A 21,603-nucleotide genomic window follows, 5' to 3' on the forward strand; every position below is an offset into this window, starting at 1 on the left:
CGAAGATGGTCCCCCGTACCGTCCACGGCCCCCGCTCAGGCCGACATGGGTCTCTGCACCGTGATCGACTGGAGCAGCCCGACCGCCATCCACACGGCGAACATGGACGAGCCGCCGTAGGAGACGAAGGGCAGGGGCAGACCGGTGACCGGCATGATGCCGAGCGTCATGCCGATGTTCTCGAAGGTCTGGAAGGCGAACCAGGCGATGACCCCGGCGGCGACGACCGTGCCGTACAGGTCGGGGGTGGAGCGGGCGATCTTGCAGGCGCGCCAGAGGATCACACCGAGCAGGGCGATGATCAGGCCCGCGCCGAGGAAGCCCAGCTCCTCGCCGGCGACCGTGAAGACGAAGTCGGTCTGCTGTTCCGGTACGAACCTGCCGGTGGTCTGGGAGCCCTCGAAGAGGCCGGAGCCGGTCAGTCCGCCGGAGCCGATCGCGATGCGCGCCTGGTTGGTGTTGTAGCCGACGCCGGCCGGGTCGAGGGCCGGGTTGGCGAAGGCGGCGAAGCGGGCGATCTGGTAGTCGTCCAGGATGCCGAGCTGCCACACGGCGAGCGCCCCCGCCGTGCCGGCGCCCAGCAGTCCGAAGACCCAGCGGTTGCTGGCCCCGGAGGCGAGCAGGATGCCCAGCACGATGATGACCATGACCATGACCGACCCGAGGTCGGGCATGAGCATCACGATCAGCATGGGCACGGTGGCCAGGCCCAGGGCCTGGAGCACGGTCCGGTGGTCCGGGTGCTGCCGGTCCCCCGCGTCGACGCGGGTGGCCAGCAGCATCGCCATGCCGAGGATGATCGTGAGCTTCACGAACTCCGAGGGCTGGAGGGAGAAGCCGCCGGGGAGCTTGATCCAGGAGTGGGCGCCGTTGATGGTCGAGCCGAGCGGGGTGAGCACCAGCAGGATCAGGAAGACGGAGGCGCCGTACAGGACCGGCACGGCGGTGCGCAGGGCGCGGTGGCCGAGCCAGACGATGCCGACCATGAGGGCGAGCCCGATGCCGGTGTTCAGGAGGTGGCGGGTCAGGAAGTAGTACGGGTCGCCCTGGTTGAGCTCGGTGCGGTTGCGGGTCGCGGAGTAGACCAGCAGCGAGCCCAGCAGCGACAGCCCGACGGATGCCAGCAGTATCGGCCAGTCGAGCCGCCGGGCCATGGAGTCCCGGGCGAAGAGCCGGGTCCAGCCCGCCTTCTCGGGGCCGTACCCGGAGACATGGAAGCTGTTGGCACCGGTCATGTGCGTGCCCTCCGGCTTCCGTGTCCGCCGCCGGTGGAGCGCCTGCCCGGGCCGCCGCGCCGTCGGCGGCGCCTGGTGTCGCGGTTCTCGGTGTTCTGGGTCGGCGGGGTGGCGCCCTGCTGCTGCTCTTCGACGGGCGCGTACTCCTCCTCGGGGGAGAGCTTCTCGTCGGGCTGGAGGTCCTTGACGACGTCCCTGGGCATCTTCGGGGCCGGGATGGTCCCGTCTGCCTTGATCGTCGGGAGCTTCGCCTGCGGCTGGGGCAGCAGCGCCTTCTTCTTGTCGATCGCGCCGTCGTCCGAGACGCCGTACAGGGCGTCGTAGATGTTGCGGACGGCGGGACCGGAGGCGCCGGATCCCGTACCACCCTGGGAGATCGTCATGACGATCGAGTAGTCCTTGGTGTACGTCGCGAACCAGGACGTGGTCTGCTTGCCGTGGACTTCGGCGGTGCCGGTCTTGGCGTGCATCGGGATCTCGTCCTGCGGCCAGCCGCCGAACCGCCAGGCGGCGGTACCGCGGGTGGCGACGCCGGCGAGGGCGTCGTCCATCTTGGCCAGCGTGGTCTTGCTTATCGGCAGCTTGCCGTGCGACTCGGGTTCGATCGCGCTGACCTGCTTGCCGTCGGGGCTGACGACCGCCTTGCCGATGCTCGGGTCGTAGAGGGTGCCGCCGTTGGCGATGGCCGCGTAGATGGTGGCCATCTGGATGGGGGTGACGAGGGTGTCGCCCTGGCCGATGGAGTAGTTGATGGAGTCACCGGCGCGCAGCCTGTTGCCCTCGAGGCAGCCCTCGTAGGCGAGCTTCTCGACGTACGAGCCGTCCTTCTTGCCGGTCTTGCACCAGGCGTCCTTGTTGGCCTCCCAGTAGTCCTTCTTCCACTGCCGGTCGGGGACGCGGCCGGTGACCTCGTTGGGGAGGTCGATGCCGGTCTCCTCGCCGAGGCCGAACTGGTGGGCGGCCTTGTAGAAGAAGTCGTTGGGGTCCTTGGGCTTCGCGCCGCCGTCCTTCTTCCACTCCTCGTGTGCCAGGCGGTAGAAGACGGTGTCGCAGGACAGCTCCAGGGCGCGGCCGAGGCTGATCGGGCCGTAGCTGGCCGACTCGAAGTTCTTGAAGACCTGGCCGCCGAGGTTGTAGGCGCTGGAGCAGTCGTACCTGCCGTCGAAGTCGTAGCCGGCCTCCACGGCGGCGGCCGAGGAGACCACCTTGAAGATGGAGCCCGGGGCCGCCTGGCCCTGGGTGGCGCGGTTGAGCAGCGGGTAGTTGGAGTCCTTGCCGGTGAGCCGCTTGTAGTCCTTGGCGGAGATGCCGCCGACCCAGGCGTTCGGGTCGTAGTCGGGGTTGGAGGCCATGGCGACCACGCGGCCGGTCTTGGCCTCCATCACCACGACCGCGCCGGCGTCGGCCTCGTAGAGCCGGTTGGTGTTGCGGTCCATCTCCTTGCGGGCGGCCTTCATGGCCTCGTTCAGCTCGTACTCGGCGACCCGCTGGACCCGCGAGTCGATGCTGGTGACGAGGTTGGAGCCGGGGGTGCCCGAGTCGGACTCGGCCTCGCCGATGACGCGGCCGAGGTTGTCGACCTCGTAGCGGGTGACGCCGGCCTTGCCGCGCAGCGCCTTGTCGTACTGGCGTTCCAGGCCGGAGCGGCCGACCTGGTCGGAGCGGAGGAAGGGCGAGTCGGTGTCCTGGGCCTTCTGCAGTTCCTCGTCGGTGACCGGCGAGAGGTAGCCGAGGACCTGGGCGGTGTTGGACTTGCCGGGGGCGGCGTAGCGGCGTACGGCCATGGGCTCGGCGGTGATGCCGGGGAAGTCCTCGGCGCGCTCGCGGATCTGGAGGGCCTGCTTGACGGTGGCCTCGTCGGTGACGGGGATCGGCTGGTAGGGCGAGCCGTTCCAGCAGGGCTGCGGGGTCTCGGCGTCGCAGAGCCGGACCTTGTCGATGACGTCCTGGGGCTTCATGCCGAGGACGCCGGCGAGCTTGGTGAGGACCGCCTTGCCGTCGTCCTTCATCTTCAGCAGGTCGGTGCGGGAGGCGGAGACCACGAGCCGGGTCTCGTTGTCGGCGAGTGGCACGCCGCGGGCGTCCAGGATCGAGCCGCGGGTGGCGGGCTGGACGACCTGCTGGACGTGGTTGCCGGACGCCTCCTCGGCGTACTCGTCGCCCTGCCGGATCTGGAGGTACCAGAGCCGGCCGCCGAGGGTGGCGAGGAGGGAGAGGACGAGGATCTGGATGACGACGAGCCGGGTCTGGACGCGTGTGCTGCGGCCGGTCTCTGGAATGTTAGTCATGGGCGCAGCCCATTCGGTTGAGGGTGGTGGTGGGCGACGGGTGGGCGTTGGTCACTGGATTACTGCCTCCCCCTCGCGATGTGCTGGTGCCCTGTCTGCTGCCGCGTCGTGCTCACAGCCGCTTGACCCCCTTGATGCGTCCGGCCCGGGCCACGCGTGCCCGCGCGGTCTTCATCCGCAGCCCGCCGCGCTGTCTGCCGATGCGCAGGCCGGTGCCGCCGGAGAGCCAGCCGGAGGAGATGTCGGGGCTCTGGGCGGCGGCGTTGGTGTCGGCCAGCGGGTCGTTGTCGGCGCGCCGGGCGAGCGCCATGACGCCGGGGACGACGAAGGGCGTGAGCAGCAGGTCGTACAGGGCCGCCGTGAACAGCAGGCTGGGCAGGCCGACGTGGCGGGCGGCGGTGTCGCCGACCAGGGCGCCGACGCCGGCGTAGAGCAGGGTGGTGCCGACGGCGGCGGCGACGACCACGACCATGGGACCGGTGGCCGACCTGAGCCGGCCGTTGTCCGGTTTGGCGAGTCCGGCGAGGTAGCCGATGACACAGAGCACCAGGGCGTAGCGTCCGGCCGCGTGGTCGGCGGGCGGGGCGAGGTCGGCGAGGAGTCCGGCGCCGAAGCCGACGAGGGCGCCGCCGACGTGGCCGTAGACCAGGGCGAGGCCGAGGACGGTGAGCAGCAGCAGGTCGGGGACGGCGCCGGGCAGGTGGAGGCGGGCGAGAACGCTGACCTGGATCACCAGGGCGACGACGACCAGGGCGACGGACAGCAGGATCCGGTTGACGCGCATGGGGTGAGAACTCCTACTGCTCGGTCTGCTCGTTCTGCTCTGTCTGGTCGTTCTGCTGTGACTGCAGGTCCTGTTGCGACTGCTCGTCCTGCGACTGCTCGTCCTGTTGTGACTGCTCGTCCTGGCCGTTCTGCGTCTGGCCCTCGGGGTCGGCCCCGGCGGACGGGGTCGCGGTGACCGTCACCGTCGGGGTGGGCTTCGGCTTCGACTTCTCCGGCAGCACCGTGTCGCGCGGATCCTTCTGCGGCGCCTGGACGACGACGCCGATGATGTCGAGCTTGGTGAAGCTGACGAACGGCGTGACTTCGAGGATGCGGGTCAGATCGCCGCCGTTGGGGTCGACGCGGGAGACGGTGCCGACGGGCACGCCGGGCACGAAGGGCTTGTCGGCCTGGGAGCCGAAGGTGACCAGCCGGTCGCCCTTCTTGACGTCGGCCTTCCCGTTGAGGAGTTCGACCCGCAGCGGGCGGCCGCCCTGTCCGGCGGCGAAGCCGAGCTCGTCGCCGGACTCCATCCGGGTGCCGACGGTGAAGTCCGGGTCGTTGGCGAGCAGCACGGTGGCGGTGTTCGGGCCGACGGTGGTGACGCGTCCGACGAGGCCGTCGCCGTTGAGGACGGTCATGTCGCGCTTGATGCCGTCATTGGCACCGACGTCGATGGTGATGGTCCACGAGAAGCCCTGGGCGGCTCCTATGGCGATGACCTGGGCGCCCTTGATCCCGTACTGTCCGGCGCCGGCCAGTCCGAGCATCTTGTCGAACTGCTGGAGCCGGCTGCGGCCGCGTTCGTCGCTGCCGAGTTTCGCCTTCAGGGCCGCGTTCTGCGTCTCCAGCTCGGCGAGGCGGTCGTGCCGGTCGCCGGAGTCGCGGATCGCGGAGACCGCGTTGCCCACCGGGTCGACCGCGGAGGAGACCCCGTTCTCGATCGGACCGAAGACGTTGGCCGCGGCCTGCCGGGCACCGTCGACCGGCGAGTCCTCCCCACCGCGGATGTCCACCGTGATCAGCGCGAACGCGACGGCGATCAGCAGTACCAGGAGCAGCCGGCTCTCTTTCGTGTCCCTCACGTGCGGCGGCCGTGCCTTCCTCGTCGAAATTCGGGAATCCCGGAATTTACGTGGCGGTGTTCAGGAATTCAGCTGATTCGGTACTTCGCGGTACGTGCGGCGCATCGCGCGCTTCCCGTACGTCCGGTACTGGAACCCTCTATATCAACGATCCGCCGCACGAGAGGAGATCGTCTCGTACGGCGGAACCGAAGTGTTACGTCATCTGCGGGGCGAGGCGTCCAGCACCTGCTGGAGCGCCTCGAACTCCTCGACGCACTTGCCGCTGCCGAGCGCCACGCTGTCGAGCGGGTCCTCGGCGATGTGGATCGGCATCCCGGTCTCCCGGCGCAGCCGCTCGTCGAGCCCGCGCAGCAGCGCGCCGCCACCGGTCAGGACGATGCCCCGGTCCATGATGTCGCCGGACAGCTCCGGCGGACACTTGTCGAGGGTCGTCTTGACGGCGTCGACGATCGCGTTGACCGGCTCCTCGATCGCCTTGCGCACTTCGGCGGCGGAGATGACGACGGTCTTGGGCAGGCCGGAGACCAGGTCCCGGCCGCGGATTTCGGTGTGCTCGTCGGAGTCGAGGTCGTACGCCGAACCGATCGTGATCTTGATCTGTTCGGCCGTGCGCTCACCCAGAAGAAGGCTGTACTCCTTCTTCACGTGCTGGATGATCGCGTTGTCCAGCTCGTCACCCGCGACGCGGATGGACTGGGCCGTGACGATGCCGCCGAGCGAGATGACCGCGACCTCCGTGGTGCCGCCGCCGATGTCCACCACCATGTTGCCCGTGGCCTCGTGGACGGGCAGGCCGGAGCCGATGGCCGCGGCCATGGGCTCCTCGATGATGTGCACCTGCCGGGCGCCGGCCTGGGACGACGCCTCGATGACGGCGCGGCGCTCGACGCCCGTGATGCCCGAGGGCACACAGACGACGACCCGCGGACGAGCCAGATACCGCCGCTTGTGGATCTTCAGGATGAAGTAGCGGAGCATCCGCTCGGTGATCTCGAAGTCGGCGATGACGCCGTCCTTCAGCGGACGCACGGCAACGATGTTGCCGGGCGTGCGCCCGATCATCTTCTTCGCTTCGGCGCCGACCGCGAGGATGCCACCGGTGTTGGTGTTGATCGCGACGACGGACGGCTCGTTGAGTACGATCCCGCGACCCCTGACGTACACCAGCGTGTTGGCGGTCCCGAGGTCGACAGCCATGTCACGGCCGATGAACGACATTGAGTTCCCCATCAGGATTCGACTGGCCTTCCCAGGAGCTTTTGAGGGCTTTTCAGGTAGGCGAAGTGGGTGCAGTGACGCGTGGAGGCTTCCATCGTAGACGCGCTTTCGCGAACACTGCGCGAGGGTCTCCGCCATTGTCAGCAGATGGCGCACCGCCTCGCTTGTGGAGACGGGCCAACGGTGGGATCCGTTCCCCCGATCAGGCGCGCATATGCCATGGGGCGGCCGCTTTCGACGCGACCGCCCCCCCTGCTCCGCCTGGGCCGTTCGACTGACGTGCTGTCAGAAAAAAGGTGTCCGTCGGGTCCTGGAGTGGACTCAGACCCGGCCCGGGAAGAAGATCTTCAGCTCGCGCTCGGCGGACTCCTCGGAGTCGGAGGCGTGGATCAGGTTCTCCCGGACGATCACGCCGTAGTCCCCGCGGATGGAGCCGGGGGCGGCGGCGATCGGGTCGGTCGGGCCGGCCAGCGCGCGCACGCCCTCGATGACCCGCTCGCCCTCGACGACCAGGGCGACGACCGGGCCGGACGCCATGAACTCGACCAGCGGCTCGTAGAAGGGCTTGCCCTTGTGCTCGCCGTAGTGCTGCTCCAGGGTCTCGCCGTCCAGGGTGCGCAGTTCCAGCGCGGTGATCTGCCAGCCGGCCTTGCGCTCGATACGGCTGATGATCTCGCCGGTCAGGCCACGACGGACGGCGTCGGGCTTGAGGAGGACGAGGCTGCGCTGGGTCACGAGGGGCTCCCTTGGAGGTGTGCGGTTGTGCGGGTGATGACTGAGGTTACCGGGCGTGTCGCGGCGCCGGTCACGCAGCGTCAGGCGATGACGGGGAGGCCCGCTCAGGCGGCGTCGGGCGCGGCCGCCTCGGCCTGGGCGGCGAATCTCGCCTTGGCCTCGTCGATCTTCCGCCCGTAGTGCACGGAGGCCCACCACAGGGCGGCGAAGGCGACGCCCAGGAAGAACATCGCCGGGACGACGAAGCCGGAGGCGATCAGCGCGATCTGGAGCGCCCAGCCGAGGGCGACGCCGCCCGGCCGGGTCACGGCGCCGCACAGCGCCACGCACAGGAACATGGCGATGCCGCAGACCGTCCACACCGTCCCCGTGGACAGGTCCGGGTCCTTCATCGCGACCAGGCCGGCGAAGCCGATCACGAAGACCTCGCCGATCAGAGTGGAAGCACAGAGCGTACGCACGGTTTCTCAGCCCCTCCCCAGGAGCAGTCGGGCCTCGCCGACGGTGATGACGGAACCGGTGACGAGGACACCGCCGCCCGCGAACTCGCCCTCCTCCTCGGCCAGCGTGATCGCGGCCTCCAGGGCGTCCGGCAGCCGTGGCTCGACCTGCACGCGGTCCTCGCCGAACACCTCGACGGCGATCCCGGCCAGCTCGTCGGCGTCCATCGCGCGGTGGCTGGAGTTCTGGGTGACGACGATCTCGGCGAAGACCGGCTCGAAGGCCTCCAGGAACCCCCGCACGTTCTTGTCGCCGCTCGCGCCGACCACGCCGATGAGCCGGCTGAACTCGAACGCCTCTCCGACGGCCTCCGCGGTGACCCGGGCGCCGGCCGGATTGTGCGCGGCGTCGAGCACCACGGTCGGCGAGCGCCGCACCACCTCCATCCGTCCGGGCGAGGCGACGGCGGCGAACGCCTTGCGGACGGTGTCGACGTCCAGCGGCTCGGGACGCTGCGCGCCCACGCCGAAGAACGCCTCGACGGCGGCCAGCGCGACGGCGGCGTTGTGCGCCTGGTGGGCGCCGTGCAGCGGCAGGTAGACCTCGGGGTACTCGCCGCCGAGGCCGCGCAGGGTCATCAACTGCCCGCCCACGGCCACCTGCCGGGAGACCACGCCGAACTCGAGTCCCTCGCGCGCGACGGTGGCGTTGACGTCCACGGCCTTCTTCAGCAGCACCTGCGCCGCGTCCACCGGCTGCTGGGCCAGGATCACGGTGGCGTCCTGCTTGACGATGCCGGCCTTCTCGGTCGCGATCTCGCCGGGCGTCTCGCCCAGTCGGTCGGTGTGGTCCAGGTCGATGGGGGTGACGACGGCGACGTCCCCGTCGATGACGTTGGTCGCGTCCCAGGAGCCGCCCATACCGACCTCGACGACGGCGACGTCCACGGGCGCGTCGGCGAACGCGGCGTACGCCATGCCCGTCAGCACCTCGAAGAAGGACAGCCGGTACTCCTGCTGGGCGTCGACCATCTCCACGTACGGCTTGATGTCCTCGTACGTCTCGACGAACCGCTCGGCGGAGATCGGGGCGCCGTCCAGGCTGATCCGCTCGGTGACCGACTGCACGTGCGGCGAGGTGTAGCGCCCGGTGCGCAGCTCGAAGGCGCCGAGCAGGGCCTCGATCATGCGCGCGGTGGAGGTCTTGCCGTTCGTCCCCGTGATGTGGATGGAGGGGTACGAGCGCTGCGGGTCGCCCAGCACGTCCATCAGCGCGGCGATCCGGGCGACGGACGGCTCCAGCTTGGTCTCGCCCCAGCGGGTCGCCAGCTCCGCCTCGACCTCGCGCAGGGCCTTGTCCACCTCGGGGTCCTCGGGACGCCCGGGCACCTCGGCCTGCGGGGGGCCGCCCTGGGTGCGCAGGGTGCGGCTGCCGGCCTCGATGACGGCGAGGTCGGGGTCGCGGGTGGTCTCCGCCGCGATGATCTGCTCGAAGGAGTCAGCGGGGTCGGGCTGGTCGTTGTCGCCGGGGTTGTCACTCACGAAGACCAGTCTACGGAGGCCGGCCGACAGAACGCCCACGGAGTGGGGTGGCTTGCGCATACAGGCGAGTGCGGCGCCGTTGTGGCTGGTCGCGCAGTTCCCCGCGCCCCTGAGTAGCGAAGGTCCCCGGCGCCCAATGCTCCGGGGACCTTCGTCGTCGTACCGGCGTCTACGCCTGCGGCAGCCGCTCCAGCTGGGCCTGGATGCGGGCGATGTCCTCGTCCGCCTTGGCCAGGCGGCCGCGGATCTTGTCGACCACGTTGTCCGGGGCCTTGGCCAGGAACGCCTCGTTGCCGAGCTTGGCGTTGGCCTGGGCCTTCTCCTTCTCGGCGGCGGCGAGGTCCTTCGCGAGGCGCTTGCGCTCGGCGGCGAAGTCGATCACGCCGGAGAGGTCGAGGGAGACCTCGACGCCCGCGACCGGGAGCGTGGCCGTCGCCGTGAAGGCGTCGCCCTCCGGCTGGAGGCGCAGCAGCTGGCGGACGGCCGCCTCGTGGGCCGCGAGGGGGCTGCCCGCGAGCGTCAGCCGGGCCGGGACCCGCTGGCCGGGCTGGAGGCCCTGGTCGGCGCGGAAGCGGCGGACCTCGGTGATCACCGACTGGACGGTCTCGATCTCCCGCTCGGCGTCCGCGTCCCGGAAGCCCCCCGGGGCGTCAGCCCCGGGAACAGACACAGCGGCGGGCCAGTCGGCGATGACGACCGACTCACCGCCGGTGAGCGTCGTCCACAGCGTCTCGGTGACGAAGGGGACGACCGGGTGGAGGAGGCGCAGCGTGACGTCCAGGACCTCGCCCAGGACGCGCTTGGAGACCTCGGCCGCCTCGCCGCCCGCCTGGAAGGTGGTCTTGGACAGCTCGACGTACCAGTCGAAGACCTCGTCCCAGGCGAAGTGGAACAGGGCGTCGGAGAGCTTCGCGAACTGGTAGTCCTCGTAGTACGCGTCGACCTCGGCGACGATCGTGTTGAGGCGGGAGAGGATCCACCGGTCGGTCGAGGACATGGCGGACGCGTCCGGCAGCGGGCCCTCGACCGTCGCGCCGTTCATCAGCGCGAAGCGGGTGGCGTTCCAGATCTTGTTGGCGAAGTTCCGGGAGCCCTGGACCCAGTCCTCGCCGATCGGGACGTCGGTGCCCGGGTTGGCACCGCGCGCGAGGGTGAAGCGGAGCGCGTCGGAGCCGTACTTGTCCATCCAGTCCAGCGGGTTGACGACGTTCCCGAAGGACTTCGACATCTTCTTGCCGTTCTGGTCACGGACCATGCCGTGCAGGGCGATGGTGTGGAACGGCGGGGTGCCGTCCATCGCGTAGAGGCCGAACATCATCATCCGGGCGACCCAGAAGAAGAGGATGTCGTAGCCGGTGACCAGGACGGAGTTCGGGTAGAACTTCGCGAGCGACTCGGTCTGCTCCGGCCAGCCGAGCGTGGAGAAGGGCCACAGGCCGGAGGAGAACCACGTGTCGAGCACGTCGTTGTCCTGCGTCCAGCCCTCGCCGCTCGGCGCCTCGTCGTCGGGGCCGACGCAGACGACCTCGCCGTTCGGCCCGTACCAGACGGGGATGCGGTGGCCCCACCACAGCTGGCGCGAGATGCACCAGTCGTGGAGGTTGTCGACCCAGTCGAAGTACCGCTTCTCCATCTCCTGCGGATGGATCTTGACCTTGCCGTCGCGGACCGCGTCGCCGGCCGCCTTGGCCAGCGGGCCGACCTTGACCCACCACTGCATGGACAGGCGCGGCTCGATGGTGGTCTTGCAGCGCGAGCAGTGGCCGACGCTGTGGACGTAGGGCCGCTTCTCGGCGACGATCCGGCCGTCGGCGCGCAGCGCGGCGACGATGGCGGAGCGGGCCTCGAGGCGGTCCAGACCCTGGAAGGGGCCGTGGGCGGTGATGACGGCGTGCTCGTCCATGACCGCGATGGCGGGCAGGTCGTGGCGCCGGCCGATCTCGAAGTCGTTCGGGTCGTGGGCGGGCGTCACCTTGACGGCGCCGGTGCCGAACTCGGGGTCGACGTGCTCGTCGGCGACGACGGGGATCGAGCGGTCGGTGAGCGGCAGCCTGATGAGCTTGCCGATCAGGTGCTTGTACCGCTCGTCCTCGGGGTGGACGGCGACGGCCGTGTCACCGAGCATCGTCTCCGCGCGGGTGGTGGCGACGACGATGGTGTCGTCCCCCTCCCCGTACTTCATGGAGACCAGCTCGCCGTCGTCGTCCTGGTACTCGACCTCGATGTCGGAGATCGCGGTCAGGCAGCGGGGGCACCAGTTGATGATGCGCTCGGCGCGGTAGATCAGCTCGTCGTCGTAGAGCCGCTTGAAGATGGTCTGGACGGCCTGCGAGAGGCCCTCGTCCATCGTGAAGCGCTCACGGGACCAGGCGACCGCGTCGCCGAGGCGGCGCATCTGCCCGCTGATCTGGCCTCCGGACTCGCCCTTCCACTGCCAGACGCGCTCGACGAACGCCTCACGGCCCAGGTCGTGCCGGGACTTGCCCTCCTTGGCCAGCTCCCGCTCGACGACGTTCTGCGTGGCGATGCCGGCGTGGTCCATGCCGGGCTGCCACAGCGTCTCGTACCCCTGCATGCGCTTGCGGCGGGTCAGGGCGTCGATGAGCGTGTGCTCGAAGGCGTGCCCGAGGTGCAGGCTGCCGGTGACGTTCGGCGGGGGGATGACGACGGTGTACGGAGGCTTCTCGCTCTTGGCGTCGGCCTCGAAGTAACCCCGTTCTACCCAGCGCTCGTACAGCTTCCCCTCTACCTCGGCCGGCGCGTACTGGGTCGGCAGTTCGGTGGTGGGTGCGGGCTGCGGCTGCTGAGAGTTCTCGGTCACGGGGGTCAGTTTAAGGGCGTCACGGCCCTGTCCCGAAACGCGTTTCCTTTGTAACGGTGCGCCCCCCGGTGACCTGCGCACGCCAGGTCTGAGTCAGGATGTCAGCATCACGTAAGCATCTGGAGGGGAACCCAGGAATGTCTCACAACCAGCCGGGCCCGTACGGCGGGCAGCCCCAGCAGCCCGGTCCGTACGGCCAGCCGGGCCCTTACGGCCAGCAGCCGCCGCAGGCGCCCCAGCCCGGCTACGGCTACCCCCAGCAGACGCCTCCCCCGCAGCCGGGCTACGGCTACCCGCAGCAGCAGCCGCAGGGCGGCGTCCCGCCGCAGACCCCTCCCTACGGCCAGCAGCCCCCGTACGGCCAGCAGCCGCCCTACGGCCAGCAGCCCTACGGCATGCCCCAGCCCCCGGCGCCGGGCGGCGGCAAGAAGAAGACCGGCCTGATCATCGGCGCGGTGGCGGTCGTGGCGGCCATCGGCGTGGGCGCGTACTTCGTGCTGGGCGGGGGCGGCGGCGCGGGCGGCCTGGAGGACGACGGCGCGCACAAGCTGACGACGCCGGCGACGGTCCTGACCGACTACAAACGCGCGAGCGAGGAGTCCGCCGAGACCGACAAGGACACGGTCGAGGACCTCAAGAAGAGCGGGGTCGAGGACGGCACGAGCGTGACCGGCTTCTACACCACCGCCGACCTGACGGGTTACGACCCCTCGGACCCGGAGACCGCTCCCGACCCGAGCGAGATGGCGACCGCCAAGGGCGTCACCTACATCGGCGCGTACGGGAAGATCTCCGACCCGGAGACCGTACTCGACAAGTTCTTCGCCGAGTTCAAGAAGGAGTCCGAGAAGAACTCCTCCTCCTCGTCCGAGACCGGCGGCGGCAAGGTGGTCGGCGAGCCCGAGTCGGTCGACATCGACGGCGCGGTCATGAAGTGCCAGGGAGTCGAGGGGAAGAACCCGCTCACCAAGAAGCAGAAGACGGACTGGATCTGCGCATGGTCGGACTACAGCACGATCGCGCTGGTCTCCCCCGGTGACGCCACCAAGGGCGTGACGAAGGACGTCGCGGTGGACATCACCACCAAGCTCCGCAAGGAGATCCGCGTCAAGGCCTGAACACGCACACACCTGAAGGGGCCCCGGTCGGAACTCGACCGGGGCCCCTTCGGCGTAAGTCGTACGTGCGGCGGTTACGCCGTCTTCTGCTCGCCCGAGCCGCGCCCCCGCGAATCCCGGGGGATCAGCGTCGGGTTGACGTTGGAGAGGACCACGTCGGCGGTGATGACGACGCGGGCGACGTCCTTGCGGGACGGGACCTCGTACATCACGCCCTGGAGGACCTCCTCCATGATGGCGCGCAGGCCGCGGGCGCCGGTCTGGCGGAGGATGGCCTGGTCGGCGATGGCCTCCAGGGCCTCACGCTCGAAGTCCAGCTCCACGCCGTCGAGTTCGAAGAGGCGCTCGTACTGCTTGACGAGCGCGTTGCGCGGCTCGACCAGGATCTGGAGCAGGGCCTCGCGGTCGAGGTTGTGCACCGAGGTGATGACCGGGAGCCGGCCGATGAACTCGGGGATCATGCCGAACTTGACCAGGTCCTCCGGCATGACCTGCTCGAACTGGTCCTTGGACTCGATCTCCCGCTTGGAGCGGATCTGCGCGCCGAAGCCGATGCCCTTGGCGCCCGCCCGGCCCTCGATGATCTTCTCCAGGCCGGCGAAGGCACCGCCCACGATGAACAGGACGTTCGTCGTGTCGATCTGGATGAACTCCTGGTGCGGGTGCTTGCGGCCGCCCTGCGGCGGGACGGAGGCGGTGGTGCCCTCCAGGATCTTCAACAGGGCCTGCTGGACGCCCTCGCCCGACACGTCGCGCGTGATGGAGGGGTTTTCACTCTTCCGCGCGACCTTGTCGATCTCGTCGATGTAGATGATCCCGGTCTCGGCCTTCTTGACGTCGTAGTCGGCGGCCTGGATCAGCTTCAGCAGGATGTTCTCGACGTCCTCGCCGACGTACCCCGCCTCGGTGAGCGCCGTGGCGTCGGCGATCGCGAAGGGGACGTTCAGCATGCGCGCCAGGGTCTGCGCGAGGAGGGTCTTGCCGGAGCCCGTGGGGCCCAGCAGGAGGATGTTGGACTTGGCCAACTCGATGGCGTCCTCGCGGCCTTGGGCGCCGCCGTTCTCGCCGGCCTGGACCCGCTTGTAGTGGTTGTACACCGCGACGGAGAGGGCCTTCTTGGCCGCCTCCTGGCCGACCACGTAGCCCTCGAGGAACTCGTAGATCTCGCGGGGCTTCGGGAGCTCCTCCCAGCGCACCTCGCTGGTCTCCGCGAGTTCTTCCTCGATGATCTCGTTGCAGAGATCGATGCACTCGTCGCAGATGTAGACACCGGGCCCTGCGATGAGCTTCTTGACCTGCTTCTGGCTCTTGCCGCAGAACGAGCACTTGAGCAGATCGCCGCCGTCACCGATGCGTGCCACGGTGTGCTTCCCCTTCGCCTGGGAGACTCCTGGACGTCGACCTGACGTCAACGTGCAGCGGACTCCTGGTGCTGCCTTATGTCCGACGGTACCTTGCCGGGCCCCCCGTCCGGGCCCCCCTTGGCACGGTTCGCTTTGACGTGAACCGCGTCAAACCGTGCCAAGGAGCGGCAGACGATACAGCCTCCCGCCTAGCGGAGAGAGGAGTTGTCCATCTTCCGGGTGGTGATGATCTGGTCGATCAGGCCGTAGCTCAGCGCGTCCTCGGCCGTGAGGATCTTGTCGCGCTCGATGTCCTCGCGGATCTTCTCGACCGGGGTGGTGGAGTGCTTGGCCAGCATCTCCTCCAGCTGCGAGCGCATCCGGAGGATCTCGTTGGCGGCGATCTCCAGGTCGGAGACCTGACCGCGGCCGGTCTCGCTGTACGGCTGGTGGATCAGCACGCGGGCGTTCGGGAGCGCCATGCGCTTGCCCGGGGTGCCGGCGGCCAGCAGGACGGCGGCGGCCGAGGCGGCCTGGCCCATGCAGACCGTCTGGACGTCCGGCTTCACGTACTGCATCGTGTCGTAGATGGCAGTGAGCGCCGTGAAGGAGCCGCCGGGGCTGTTGATGTAGACCGAGATGTCCCGGTCGGGGTCCATCGACTCCAGGCACAGCAGCTGCGCCATGACGTCGTTGGCGGAGGCGTCGTCGATCTGGACGCCGAGGAAGATCACGCGCTCCTCGAAGAGCTTCGCGTACGGGTCGTACTCGCGCACGCCCTGCGAGGTGCGCTCGACGAAGCGCGGGATCACGTAGCGGGACTCGGCGGACGGGCCGGTGTACTCGGCACGCGAGCGGTCGTACAGGCCGCTGCCGGGGAAGTCGTTCACAGTGTCTCCTGTAAAGGGGCTGAGGCGGTCGGCTCGGGGCGGGGGATGGCTCAGGCGCCCGTGCCGCCGCCTCCCGGCATGCCGGCGGCCGTGGTGATGACGTCGTCGACGAGGCCGTACTCCTTGGCCTCGAAGGCGTCGAACCAGCGGTCGCGGTCCGAGTCGCGGGTGATCTGCTCGATCGTCTGGCCGGTGTGCTGCGAGGTCAGCTCGGCCATGCGCTTCTTGGTGTGGAGCAGCCGCTCGGCGTGGATCTTGATGTCCGAGGCCGAACCGGCGAGGCCGGCGGAGGGCTGGTGGATCAGGATCTCGGCGTTCGGCAGCGCGAAGCGCTTGCCGGGGGTGCCCGCGCTGAGCAGGAACTGCCCCATCGAGGCCGCGAGGCCCATCGCGATCGTCACCACGTCGTTCTTGATGTACTGCATGGTGTCGTAGATCGCCATGCCGGCCGTGATCGAGCCGCCGGGGCTGTTGATGTACAGGAAGATGTCCTTGTCCGGGTCGGCGGCAAGGAGCAGCAGCTGTGCGGTGATCTTGTTGGCAATGTCGTCGTCGACCGGCTGGCCGAGGAAGATGATTCGCTCGCCGAGCAGCCGGTTGTAGACCTGGTCGCCGAGGCCACCACCGATCGAGGGCTCGCCGGCGGCTGAGGGCATCAGATTCGTCACGTATCCACCTGCTCGTCTTACGACGGCGCCGGGCCGTCTCACGTTTCCCTGCGGGGCTGGAGCCGCTTTCGGGGACTCCCCTGCCCTCGTATTCATGGACCCTAACGCGGTGGGCCTGCGGCGCCATCCCGGTTCTGCGGGTGTTCGCCGGGGGCGTAGAGCTCCGCAGGGTGCGCAGAACCCCACCGCCGTGGGCGGGCCCGCCGGTTTACGGCCGCGGGCCGCCTGTGGCTGGTCGCGCGGTTCCCCGCGCCCCTGGGTGGGCTGTCCAGCCGTATGACGAACGGGCCCCGGCGTCAGACGTCCGGGGCCCGTTTCGCATCCGTCGGGGACGAAGCGAGGGGTGATCAGCTTGATCAGCCCTCGGTCTTCTCCTCGGCCTTCTCGTCGGCGGACTCGGTGGACTCGGTGGCGGCCTCCGTGGCCTCCGTCTCCTCGTCCTCGTCGTCCAGGTCGACGATCTCGCCGTTGGTGTCCTTGACCGTGGCCTTCTCGACCACGGCGGCCAGGGCCTTGCCGCGGGCGACCTCGCCGACGAGGAGCGGGACCTGGCCCTGCTCGACGACGGCCTGGGCGAACTGGTCGGGGGACATGCCGGAGGAGGCGGCACGGCGCATGAGGTGCTCGGTCAGCTCTTCCTGGCTGACGTTGAGCTTCTCCTGCTTGACCAGCTCGTCGAGGACGAACTGGGTCTTGATGCCCTTGACCGCGGCCTCACGGGTCTCGGTCTCGAACTCCTCGGCCGTCTTGCCCTGGAGCTCCAGGTACTTCTCCAGGTCGAGACCCATCTGGCCGAGCTGGTGGTGCTCGAGGTTGTGCTTACGGGTGTTGACCTCGTCCTCGAGGAGCTTCTCGGGGACGGGGACCTCGACCAGTTCGAGCAGCTTGTCCAGCACGCGCTCCTGGGCCTGCGTGGCCTGGTCGTACTGCTTCATGTTGGCGAGGCGCTTGCGGCTGTCGGCGCGCAGCTCCTCCAGCGTGTCGAACTCCGACGCGAGCTGCGCGAAGTCGTCGTCCAGCTCGGGCAGCTCGCGCGCGGCGACCTGGCTGACCTTGACGGTCACCCGGGCCTCCTTGCCGGCCCCCGAGCCGCCCTTGAGCTCGGAGGTGAAGGTGGTCTCGCCACCGGCCTCCAGGCCCGTCACGGCGTCGTCGATGCCTTCCAGCAGCTCGCCGGAGCCGATCGTGTAGGAGACGCCGTCGGCGACGCCGTCCTCCAGGACCTCGCCGTCGACCTCGGCCCGCAGGTCGAGGGTGACCACGTCGCCCTCGGCGGCGGCGCGCTCGACCGGGGAGGTGGAGGCGAAGCGCTCACGCAGCTGCTCCACCGACTTCTCGACGTCGTCGTCGGAGACGTCGACGGCGTCGACCTCCACCTCGATGCCGGAGTAGTCCGGGATCTCGACGGTCGGACGGATGTCGACCTCGGCGGTGAAGTTCAGCGTCTCGCCGTCCTTCAGCTCCGTGATGTCGACCTCGGGCTGGCCGAGCGGGTTCAGCTCGGCCTCGTTGACCGCGTCGGTGTAGAACTTGGGAAGCGCGTCGTTGACCGCCTCCTCCAGCACCGCACCGCGGCCGAACCGCTGGTCGATGACCCGGGCCGGGATCTTGCCCTTGCGGAAGCCCTTCACCGTGACCTGCTGGTTGATCTTCTTGTACGCCGCGTCGAGGCTGTCCTTGAGCTCCTCGAAGGGCACCTCGACAGTGAGCCGAACCCGGGTCGGGTTCAGGGTCTCCACGGCGCTCTTCACGGTTCGGTCTCCTTGGTGGCTGACTTCTTGGGTTTCGCCGGAGCCAGAGCGGCATCCGGCAAATTTCGCCGCCCGGAGACTTCAGACGCTGAGACACACGGGCGTGCAGCTTGCATAGTAACGGCAGCGACTACACGGCCCAAAAGGCGATCACCGGCGCTCGTGCGCGGGGGATCCTCAGGTGATCGGCCGAGGTGGTCGGGGTGGCGGGATTTGAACCCACGGCCTTCCGCTCCCAAAGCGGACGCGCTACCAAGCTGCGCCACACCCCGTCTGGTGCGAGACGTAGGGTACATGCCGCCGGGCGCCGGGTACCGCAGAGTTTTCCGGTGCGTCCGGTCCGGCCCGGCGCGGACCGGAAGGGGTGTGCGGTGAGGGGGAACGACCCGCTACGATGCCTTCAGTGCCGCGGTCACCGACCTGCGGCGCGTGGTGTGCGGGCGTAGCTCAATGGTAGAGCCCTAGTCTTCCAAACTAGCTACGCGGGTTCGATTCCCGTCGCCCGCTCCAACCGATCTGGGCAAGGTCGGAGGATCACTCCTCCGACCTTGCCCAGATTGTTTTTCCGGGTCCCGGTCGGACCCGTCGGACGAAACGGACGGTGAGAGCCCTGGACGGCATGCCGAAGGCGGGGGCCTCCGGCGCGCGCCGGTGGGACGGCGACCCCGGGCCTCGCGCGTCCTTCCTGGTGTCACTGGTGCTCGCGCTGCTGCTGGGCGCGCTGTCGGCGCTGGTGATGCTTCCGGCGGCCCAGCACCTGCGCTCTCTCCAGGACGGCGAGCGGGCGCGCGCGACGTTGCACACGGACGGCGCGTGCATGGCGGGCAAGTGCCGGGTCGAGTTCGAGGCCGGCGGACGGACCGTGGTGGCCGATCTGCCCGTGGGCAGCGGCGGCGGCAAGACCTCTGCCGGCAGCTCGCTGACCGTCCGGTACCAGGCGGACGATCCGCACGTGGTCGCCCGTGAGGCCGATGTCGGGGGCGGCGGGGCAGCCGTACTGGCGGCGGTGTCGGGCGGGTTCGCCCTGCTCTTCCTGGTGGCCTCGGTCGTCGCGGCCGTGTTCGTGGCGCGGCAGCGGCGGCGGCAGCCCTCCTGACCCTCCCCGGCGTGCTCTGCCAGGGCGGGCCCGGATGCGGTCCCCTAGAACTGGATCGAGTTGATCGTGTCCGCTATCGAGTTCAGGAACCGCTGGATGTCGTCGGCCATGCCGGTCGAGGCCAGGAAGAAGCCGAAGAGGACGGCGACGATCGCCGGCCCCGCCTTGATGGAGCCTCCCCGGAGCAGCACCACCAGGATGATTGCCAACAGCAGCACCACTGACAGCGAAATGGCCACAACTGATCACACCCTCGGTCGGTCCGCTCTCCCGGCCCGGAGGTGCCGCATCGCACACCCCCGCCAGAACCATCGTGCCACCAACCGGGCCCCGCTATGCGGCGGGTGACACATCGTCCGGCCGGTTCCGGGTGACCCCGTGCCCCGCACGGGCGGGCTCACTCGAAGATCACACCTCGTATGTACATTCGAGAGATCGCCCGTACGGGGAATTCCAGTCGTTTCGTTTCCATACACACACATCGCGTTCGCAGATATTTCGAATTGTCGCCGCAGCCACAGCGTCCACCACATCACAGGGAGATCACAGGATCACCCACGGGCCCCGTAAGCGTATTGAAGGGGACATTCCAGCAGAGTCGCCCGCCGGTCTTATGCGGTGCTTAGTCATGATGAGTCATGACAAGTGGGGTGCTTCGACGCACCCTGTCACCGCACGGCCTACCCGGTGATGTGGGGGCTGTCACGCGAACGGAGGCGTCGAGTTCCGTGAAATGCGGGGTACCCGACAGGCACGCGGGAGTCGAATGCAGGAATGACGTCGAGGGTTTTACGGAATCACACAGAGAACGCTAGGGTGCCTCAGATGTTCTACGCTGCCCCGTCCCCCACAAGAGCAGCGAGGTCCTGTGACGACTCGCCGAGTTTCCGGCGGGGGGTTGCATGACTAGCTCGCTGCGATCGCACGGTGACCGGAAAACGCCGTCCCCTCCGGACCAGCAGACCCAGCACCCCCGGCCGGGCCGCCAACGTGACGCGTTCTTCGACAACGCCAAGTACCTGGCGATCGTGCTGGTCGGCATCGGTCACGCCTGGGGACAGATCCTGGACGGGAACCGGACCGTGGAGACCCTCTACCGGGTCCTGTACACGTTCCACATGCCGGCGTTCATCGTCATCTCCGGCTACTTCTCGCGCAGTTTCGACCTGAGCCCCAAGCGGGTCAAGCGGCTGATCACCGGTGTCGCCGTCCCGTACCTGGTGTTCGAGGTCGTGTACACGCTGCACCGCCGCTTCAGCGAGGACCCGCAGAGCGACTTCAGCCTGCTGGACCCCACCTACCTCCTGTGGTTCCTGTGCGCGCTGTTCGTCTGGCGGCTGACCACGCCGATCTGGCAGACGGTCCGCTGGCCGCTGCCGATCTCGCTCGCCATCGCCGCGGCGGCGTCCGTGACGCCCAGCGTCGGGAACGACCTGAACATGCAGCGGGTGCTCCAGTTCCTGCCCTGCTTCGTGCTGGGCCTCGTGCTGCGCCCCGAGCACTTCCAGCTGGTGCGCCGCCGTTCGGCGCGGATCGTGGCCGTACCGGTCGTCGCGGCGGCCGTGGTCGTCGCCTGGTGGTCGGTGCCGCGCATGGAGACCGGCTGGTTCTACCGCAACGCCGCGATGACGGACACGGGCCTGCCCTGGTGGTCCGGTGCGATCGTCACCCTCGCGCTCTTCGGCTGCTCGGTCGTGCTGACCGCCTGCTTCTTCGCCTGGGTGCCGGGCCGTCGCATGTGGTTCACGGCGCTCGGCGCGGGCACGATCTACGGCTACCTGCTGCACGGCTTCCTGGTGAAGGAGGGCAGCTACACGGACTGGTTCAAGCAGCCCCTGCTGGACCAGCCGCTCGGCGAGATCGGCCTCACCGTCCTCGGCGCCACCGTCGTCACCCTGTTCTGCACCAAGCCGGTCCAACGGGCCCTGCGGTTCGTCGTGGAGCCGAAGATGGACTGGGCGTTCAAGCGCGACTCGGGTGCGGCCGCCCGGGGACGCAGGGAACAGGAGAAGAAGACCGAGCCGGCCGAGGCGCGCCAGGCGACCGCGCCCAGCAGGGCCGGCGAGAAGGTCTCCGTCTAGCGACGGGTCCCGCGGCCCGTTCCGCCCCCGACTCAGGCACCCGGTTCGACCAGGCCGAGAAGTGCGCGCATCCGCGTGTACTTCTCGGTCAGCCGCGTGCGGGTGGCCTCGTCGAGGACCGCGAGGCGCGCCGGGTCCGCGTTGTGCGCCAGGTCCGCCGCCTTGACCAGGGCCGCGCCGGGCGTGGCCAGGATCCGTGCCGCGTACGCCTCGGGCGCCTCGCCCGGCCGTCTGGTGAGGGCGAGGACGATGTCCTTGGTGCGGCGGCTCAGCGCGGCCTCGCACAGCCATCGCTCGGAGAGGGCGTCGTCCTCGACGGCGTCGTGCAGCCAGGCCGCCGCGATCTGCTCGTCGTCCCCGCCGCGCCGCCGCACGCCCTCGGCGACGGCCCGCAGGTGTTCGGCGTACGGCCGGCCCGCCTTGTCGGTCTGTCCGGCGTGGGCGGCACGGGCGGTGGCCTCGACCTCGGCCGGGGTGAGCCGCGAGGCGGGCGGGGGTGGTGCGGGTGAAGAGGTGCGGGACAC

General features: G+C 69.3%; 18 protein-coding genes and 2 tRNA genes. 4 read left to right on the forward strand and 16 right to left on the reverse strand.

Features of this window, described 5'->3' with window-relative positions; translation table 11 throughout:
• Positions 1 to 35: 35 nt before the first annotated feature.
• The 9 genes from rodA to OIE75_RS12395 form a co-directional block, all read right to left on the reverse strand.
• A complete protein-coding gene (gene rodA, locus OIE75_RS12355) occupies positions 36 to 1,235 on the reverse strand; it encodes a rod shape-determining protein RodA (RefSeq protein ID WP_307012057.1) in 1,200 nt (399 codons plus the stop codon).
• A complete protein-coding gene (gene mrdA, locus OIE75_RS12360) occupies positions 1,232 to 3,523 on the reverse strand; it encodes a penicillin-binding protein 2 (RefSeq protein ID WP_307012059.1) in 2,292 nt (763 codons plus the stop codon). The genes rodA and mrdA overlap by 4 nt, the downstream gene beginning before the upstream one ends.
• 112 nt (positions 3,524 to 3,635) lie before the next feature.
• Positions 3,636 to 4,307 (reverse strand): rod shape-determining protein MreD, encoded by a 672-nt coding sequence (mreD, locus tag OIE75_RS12365; RefSeq protein ID WP_125493040.1) that lies wholly within the window; start codon positions 4,305 to 4,307, stop codon positions 3,636 to 3,638.
• A 13-nt stretch (positions 4,308 to 4,320) separates the two neighbouring features.
• Complete coding sequence (mreC, locus tag OIE75_RS12370; protein ID WP_329470821.1) at positions 4,321 to 5,373, reverse strand: rod shape-determining protein MreC; 1,053 nt, start codon at positions 5,371 to 5,373, stop codon at positions 4,321 to 4,323.
• A 201-nt stretch (positions 5,374 to 5,574) separates the two neighbouring features.
• Positions 5,575 to 6,594 carry a rod shape-determining protein gene (locus OIE75_RS12375; protein WP_007449816.1) on the reverse strand — a complete coding sequence of 340 codons (1,020 nt, stop codon included), beginning with the start codon at positions 6,592 to 6,594 and terminating at the stop codon, positions 5,575 to 5,577.
• 321 nt (positions 6,595 to 6,915) lie between these two features.
• Positions 6,916 to 7,329, reverse strand: coding sequence for a nucleoside-diphosphate kinase (gene ndk / locus OIE75_RS12380; protein WP_307012065.1), 414 nt, complete (start codon positions 7,327 to 7,329; stop codon positions 6,916 to 6,918).
• Positions 7,330 to 7,433: 104 nt separating this feature from the next.
• Positions 7,434 to 7,790, reverse strand: a complete 357-nt coding sequence (locus tag OIE75_RS12385; protein WP_125493043.1) for a DUF4233 domain-containing protein — start codon at positions 7,788 to 7,790, stop codon at positions 7,434 to 7,436.
• Positions 7,791 to 7,796: 6 nt separating this feature from the next.
• Complete coding sequence (folC, locus tag OIE75_RS12390; RefSeq protein ID WP_307012066.1) at positions 7,797 to 9,311, reverse strand: bifunctional tetrahydrofolate synthase/dihydrofolate synthase; 1,515 nt, start codon at positions 9,309 to 9,311, stop codon at positions 7,797 to 7,799.
• A 169-nt stretch (positions 9,312 to 9,480) separates the two neighbouring features.
• Positions 9,481 to 12,132, reverse strand: coding sequence for a valine--tRNA ligase (locus OIE75_RS12395; RefSeq protein ID WP_329470823.1), 2,652 nt, complete (start codon positions 12,130 to 12,132; stop codon positions 9,481 to 9,483).
• A gap of 137 nt (positions 12,133 to 12,269) precedes the next feature.
• On the opposite strand from OIE75_RS12395, the gene OIE75_RS12400 reads away from it, so the two are divergent.
• Positions 12,270 to 13,250, forward strand: coding sequence for a hypothetical protein (locus OIE75_RS12400; protein WP_307012069.1), 981 nt, complete (start codon positions 12,270 to 12,272; stop codon positions 13,248 to 13,250).
• A gap of 74 nt (positions 13,251 to 13,324) precedes the next feature.
• Here OIE75_RS12400 and clpX read toward each other — a convergent pair whose 3' ends face one another.
• The 5 genes from clpX to OIE75_RS12425 form a co-directional block, all read right to left on the reverse strand.
• A complete protein-coding gene (clpX, locus tag OIE75_RS12405) occupies positions 13,325 to 14,611 on the reverse strand; it encodes an ATP-dependent Clp protease ATP-binding subunit ClpX (RefSeq protein ID WP_122620118.1) in 1,287 nt (428 codons plus the stop codon).
• Between the two features lie 191 nt (positions 14,612 to 14,802).
• Positions 14,803 to 15,483, reverse strand: a complete 681-nt coding sequence (locus OIE75_RS12410) for an ATP-dependent Clp protease proteolytic subunit (protein WP_052838146.1) — start codon at positions 15,481 to 15,483, stop codon at positions 14,803 to 14,805.
• Positions 15,484 to 15,533: 50 nt separating this feature from the next.
• Positions 15,534 to 16,139, reverse strand: coding sequence for an ATP-dependent Clp protease proteolytic subunit (locus tag OIE75_RS12415; RefSeq protein WP_031040345.1), 606 nt, complete (start codon positions 16,137 to 16,139; stop codon positions 15,534 to 15,536).
• 368 nt (positions 16,140 to 16,507) lie between these two features.
• A complete protein-coding gene (gene tig / locus OIE75_RS12420) occupies positions 16,508 to 17,902 on the reverse strand; it encodes a trigger factor (protein WP_329470827.1) in 1,395 nt (464 codons plus the stop codon).
• A 195-nt stretch (positions 17,903 to 18,097) separates the two neighbouring features.
• Positions 18,098 to 18,174: transfer RNA gene (locus OIE75_RS12425), tRNA-Pro, on the reverse strand.
• A 164-nt stretch (positions 18,175 to 18,338) separates the two neighbouring features.
• On the opposite strand from OIE75_RS12425, the gene OIE75_RS12430 reads away from it, so the two are divergent.
• Positions 18,339 to 18,412: transfer RNA gene (locus OIE75_RS12430), tRNA-Gly, on the forward strand.
• Positions 18,413 to 18,512: 100 nt separating this feature from the next.
• The gene (locus tag OIE75_RS12435) at positions 18,513 to 18,998 is read left to right on the forward strand and encodes a hypothetical protein (RefSeq protein WP_393562881.1); all 486 of its coding nucleotides are present in this window, start codon (positions 18,513 to 18,515) and stop codon (positions 18,996 to 18,998) included.
• 44 nt (positions 18,999 to 19,042) lie between these two features.
• Here OIE75_RS12435 and OIE75_RS12440 read toward each other — a convergent pair whose 3' ends face one another.
• Positions 19,043 to 19,237, reverse strand: coding sequence for a hypothetical protein (locus OIE75_RS12440; RefSeq protein WP_053130833.1), 195 nt, complete (start codon positions 19,235 to 19,237; stop codon positions 19,043 to 19,045).
• A gap of 663 nt (positions 19,238 to 19,900) precedes the next feature.
• On the opposite strand from OIE75_RS12440, the gene OIE75_RS12445 reads away from it, so the two are divergent.
• Positions 19,901 to 21,079 (forward strand): acyltransferase family protein, encoded by a 1,179-nt coding sequence (locus OIE75_RS12445; RefSeq protein ID WP_329470831.1) that lies wholly within the window; start codon positions 19,901 to 19,903, stop codon positions 21,077 to 21,079.
• 32 nt (positions 21,080 to 21,111) lie between these two features.
• Here the strand turns inward: OIE75_RS12445 and OIE75_RS12450 are convergent, their stop codons facing one another.
• The gene (locus OIE75_RS12450; protein ID WP_329470832.1) at positions 21,112 to 21,603 is read right to left on the reverse strand and encodes an HD domain-containing protein; all 492 of its coding nucleotides are present in this window, start codon (positions 21,601 to 21,603) and stop codon (positions 21,112 to 21,114) included.

Origin of the sequence: Streptomyces sp. NBC_01723 (assembly GCF_036246005.1) — a bacterium.
In the GTDB taxonomy this organism is placed as follows: domain Bacteria; phylum Actinomycetota; class Actinomycetes; order Streptomycetales; family Streptomycetaceae; genus Streptomyces.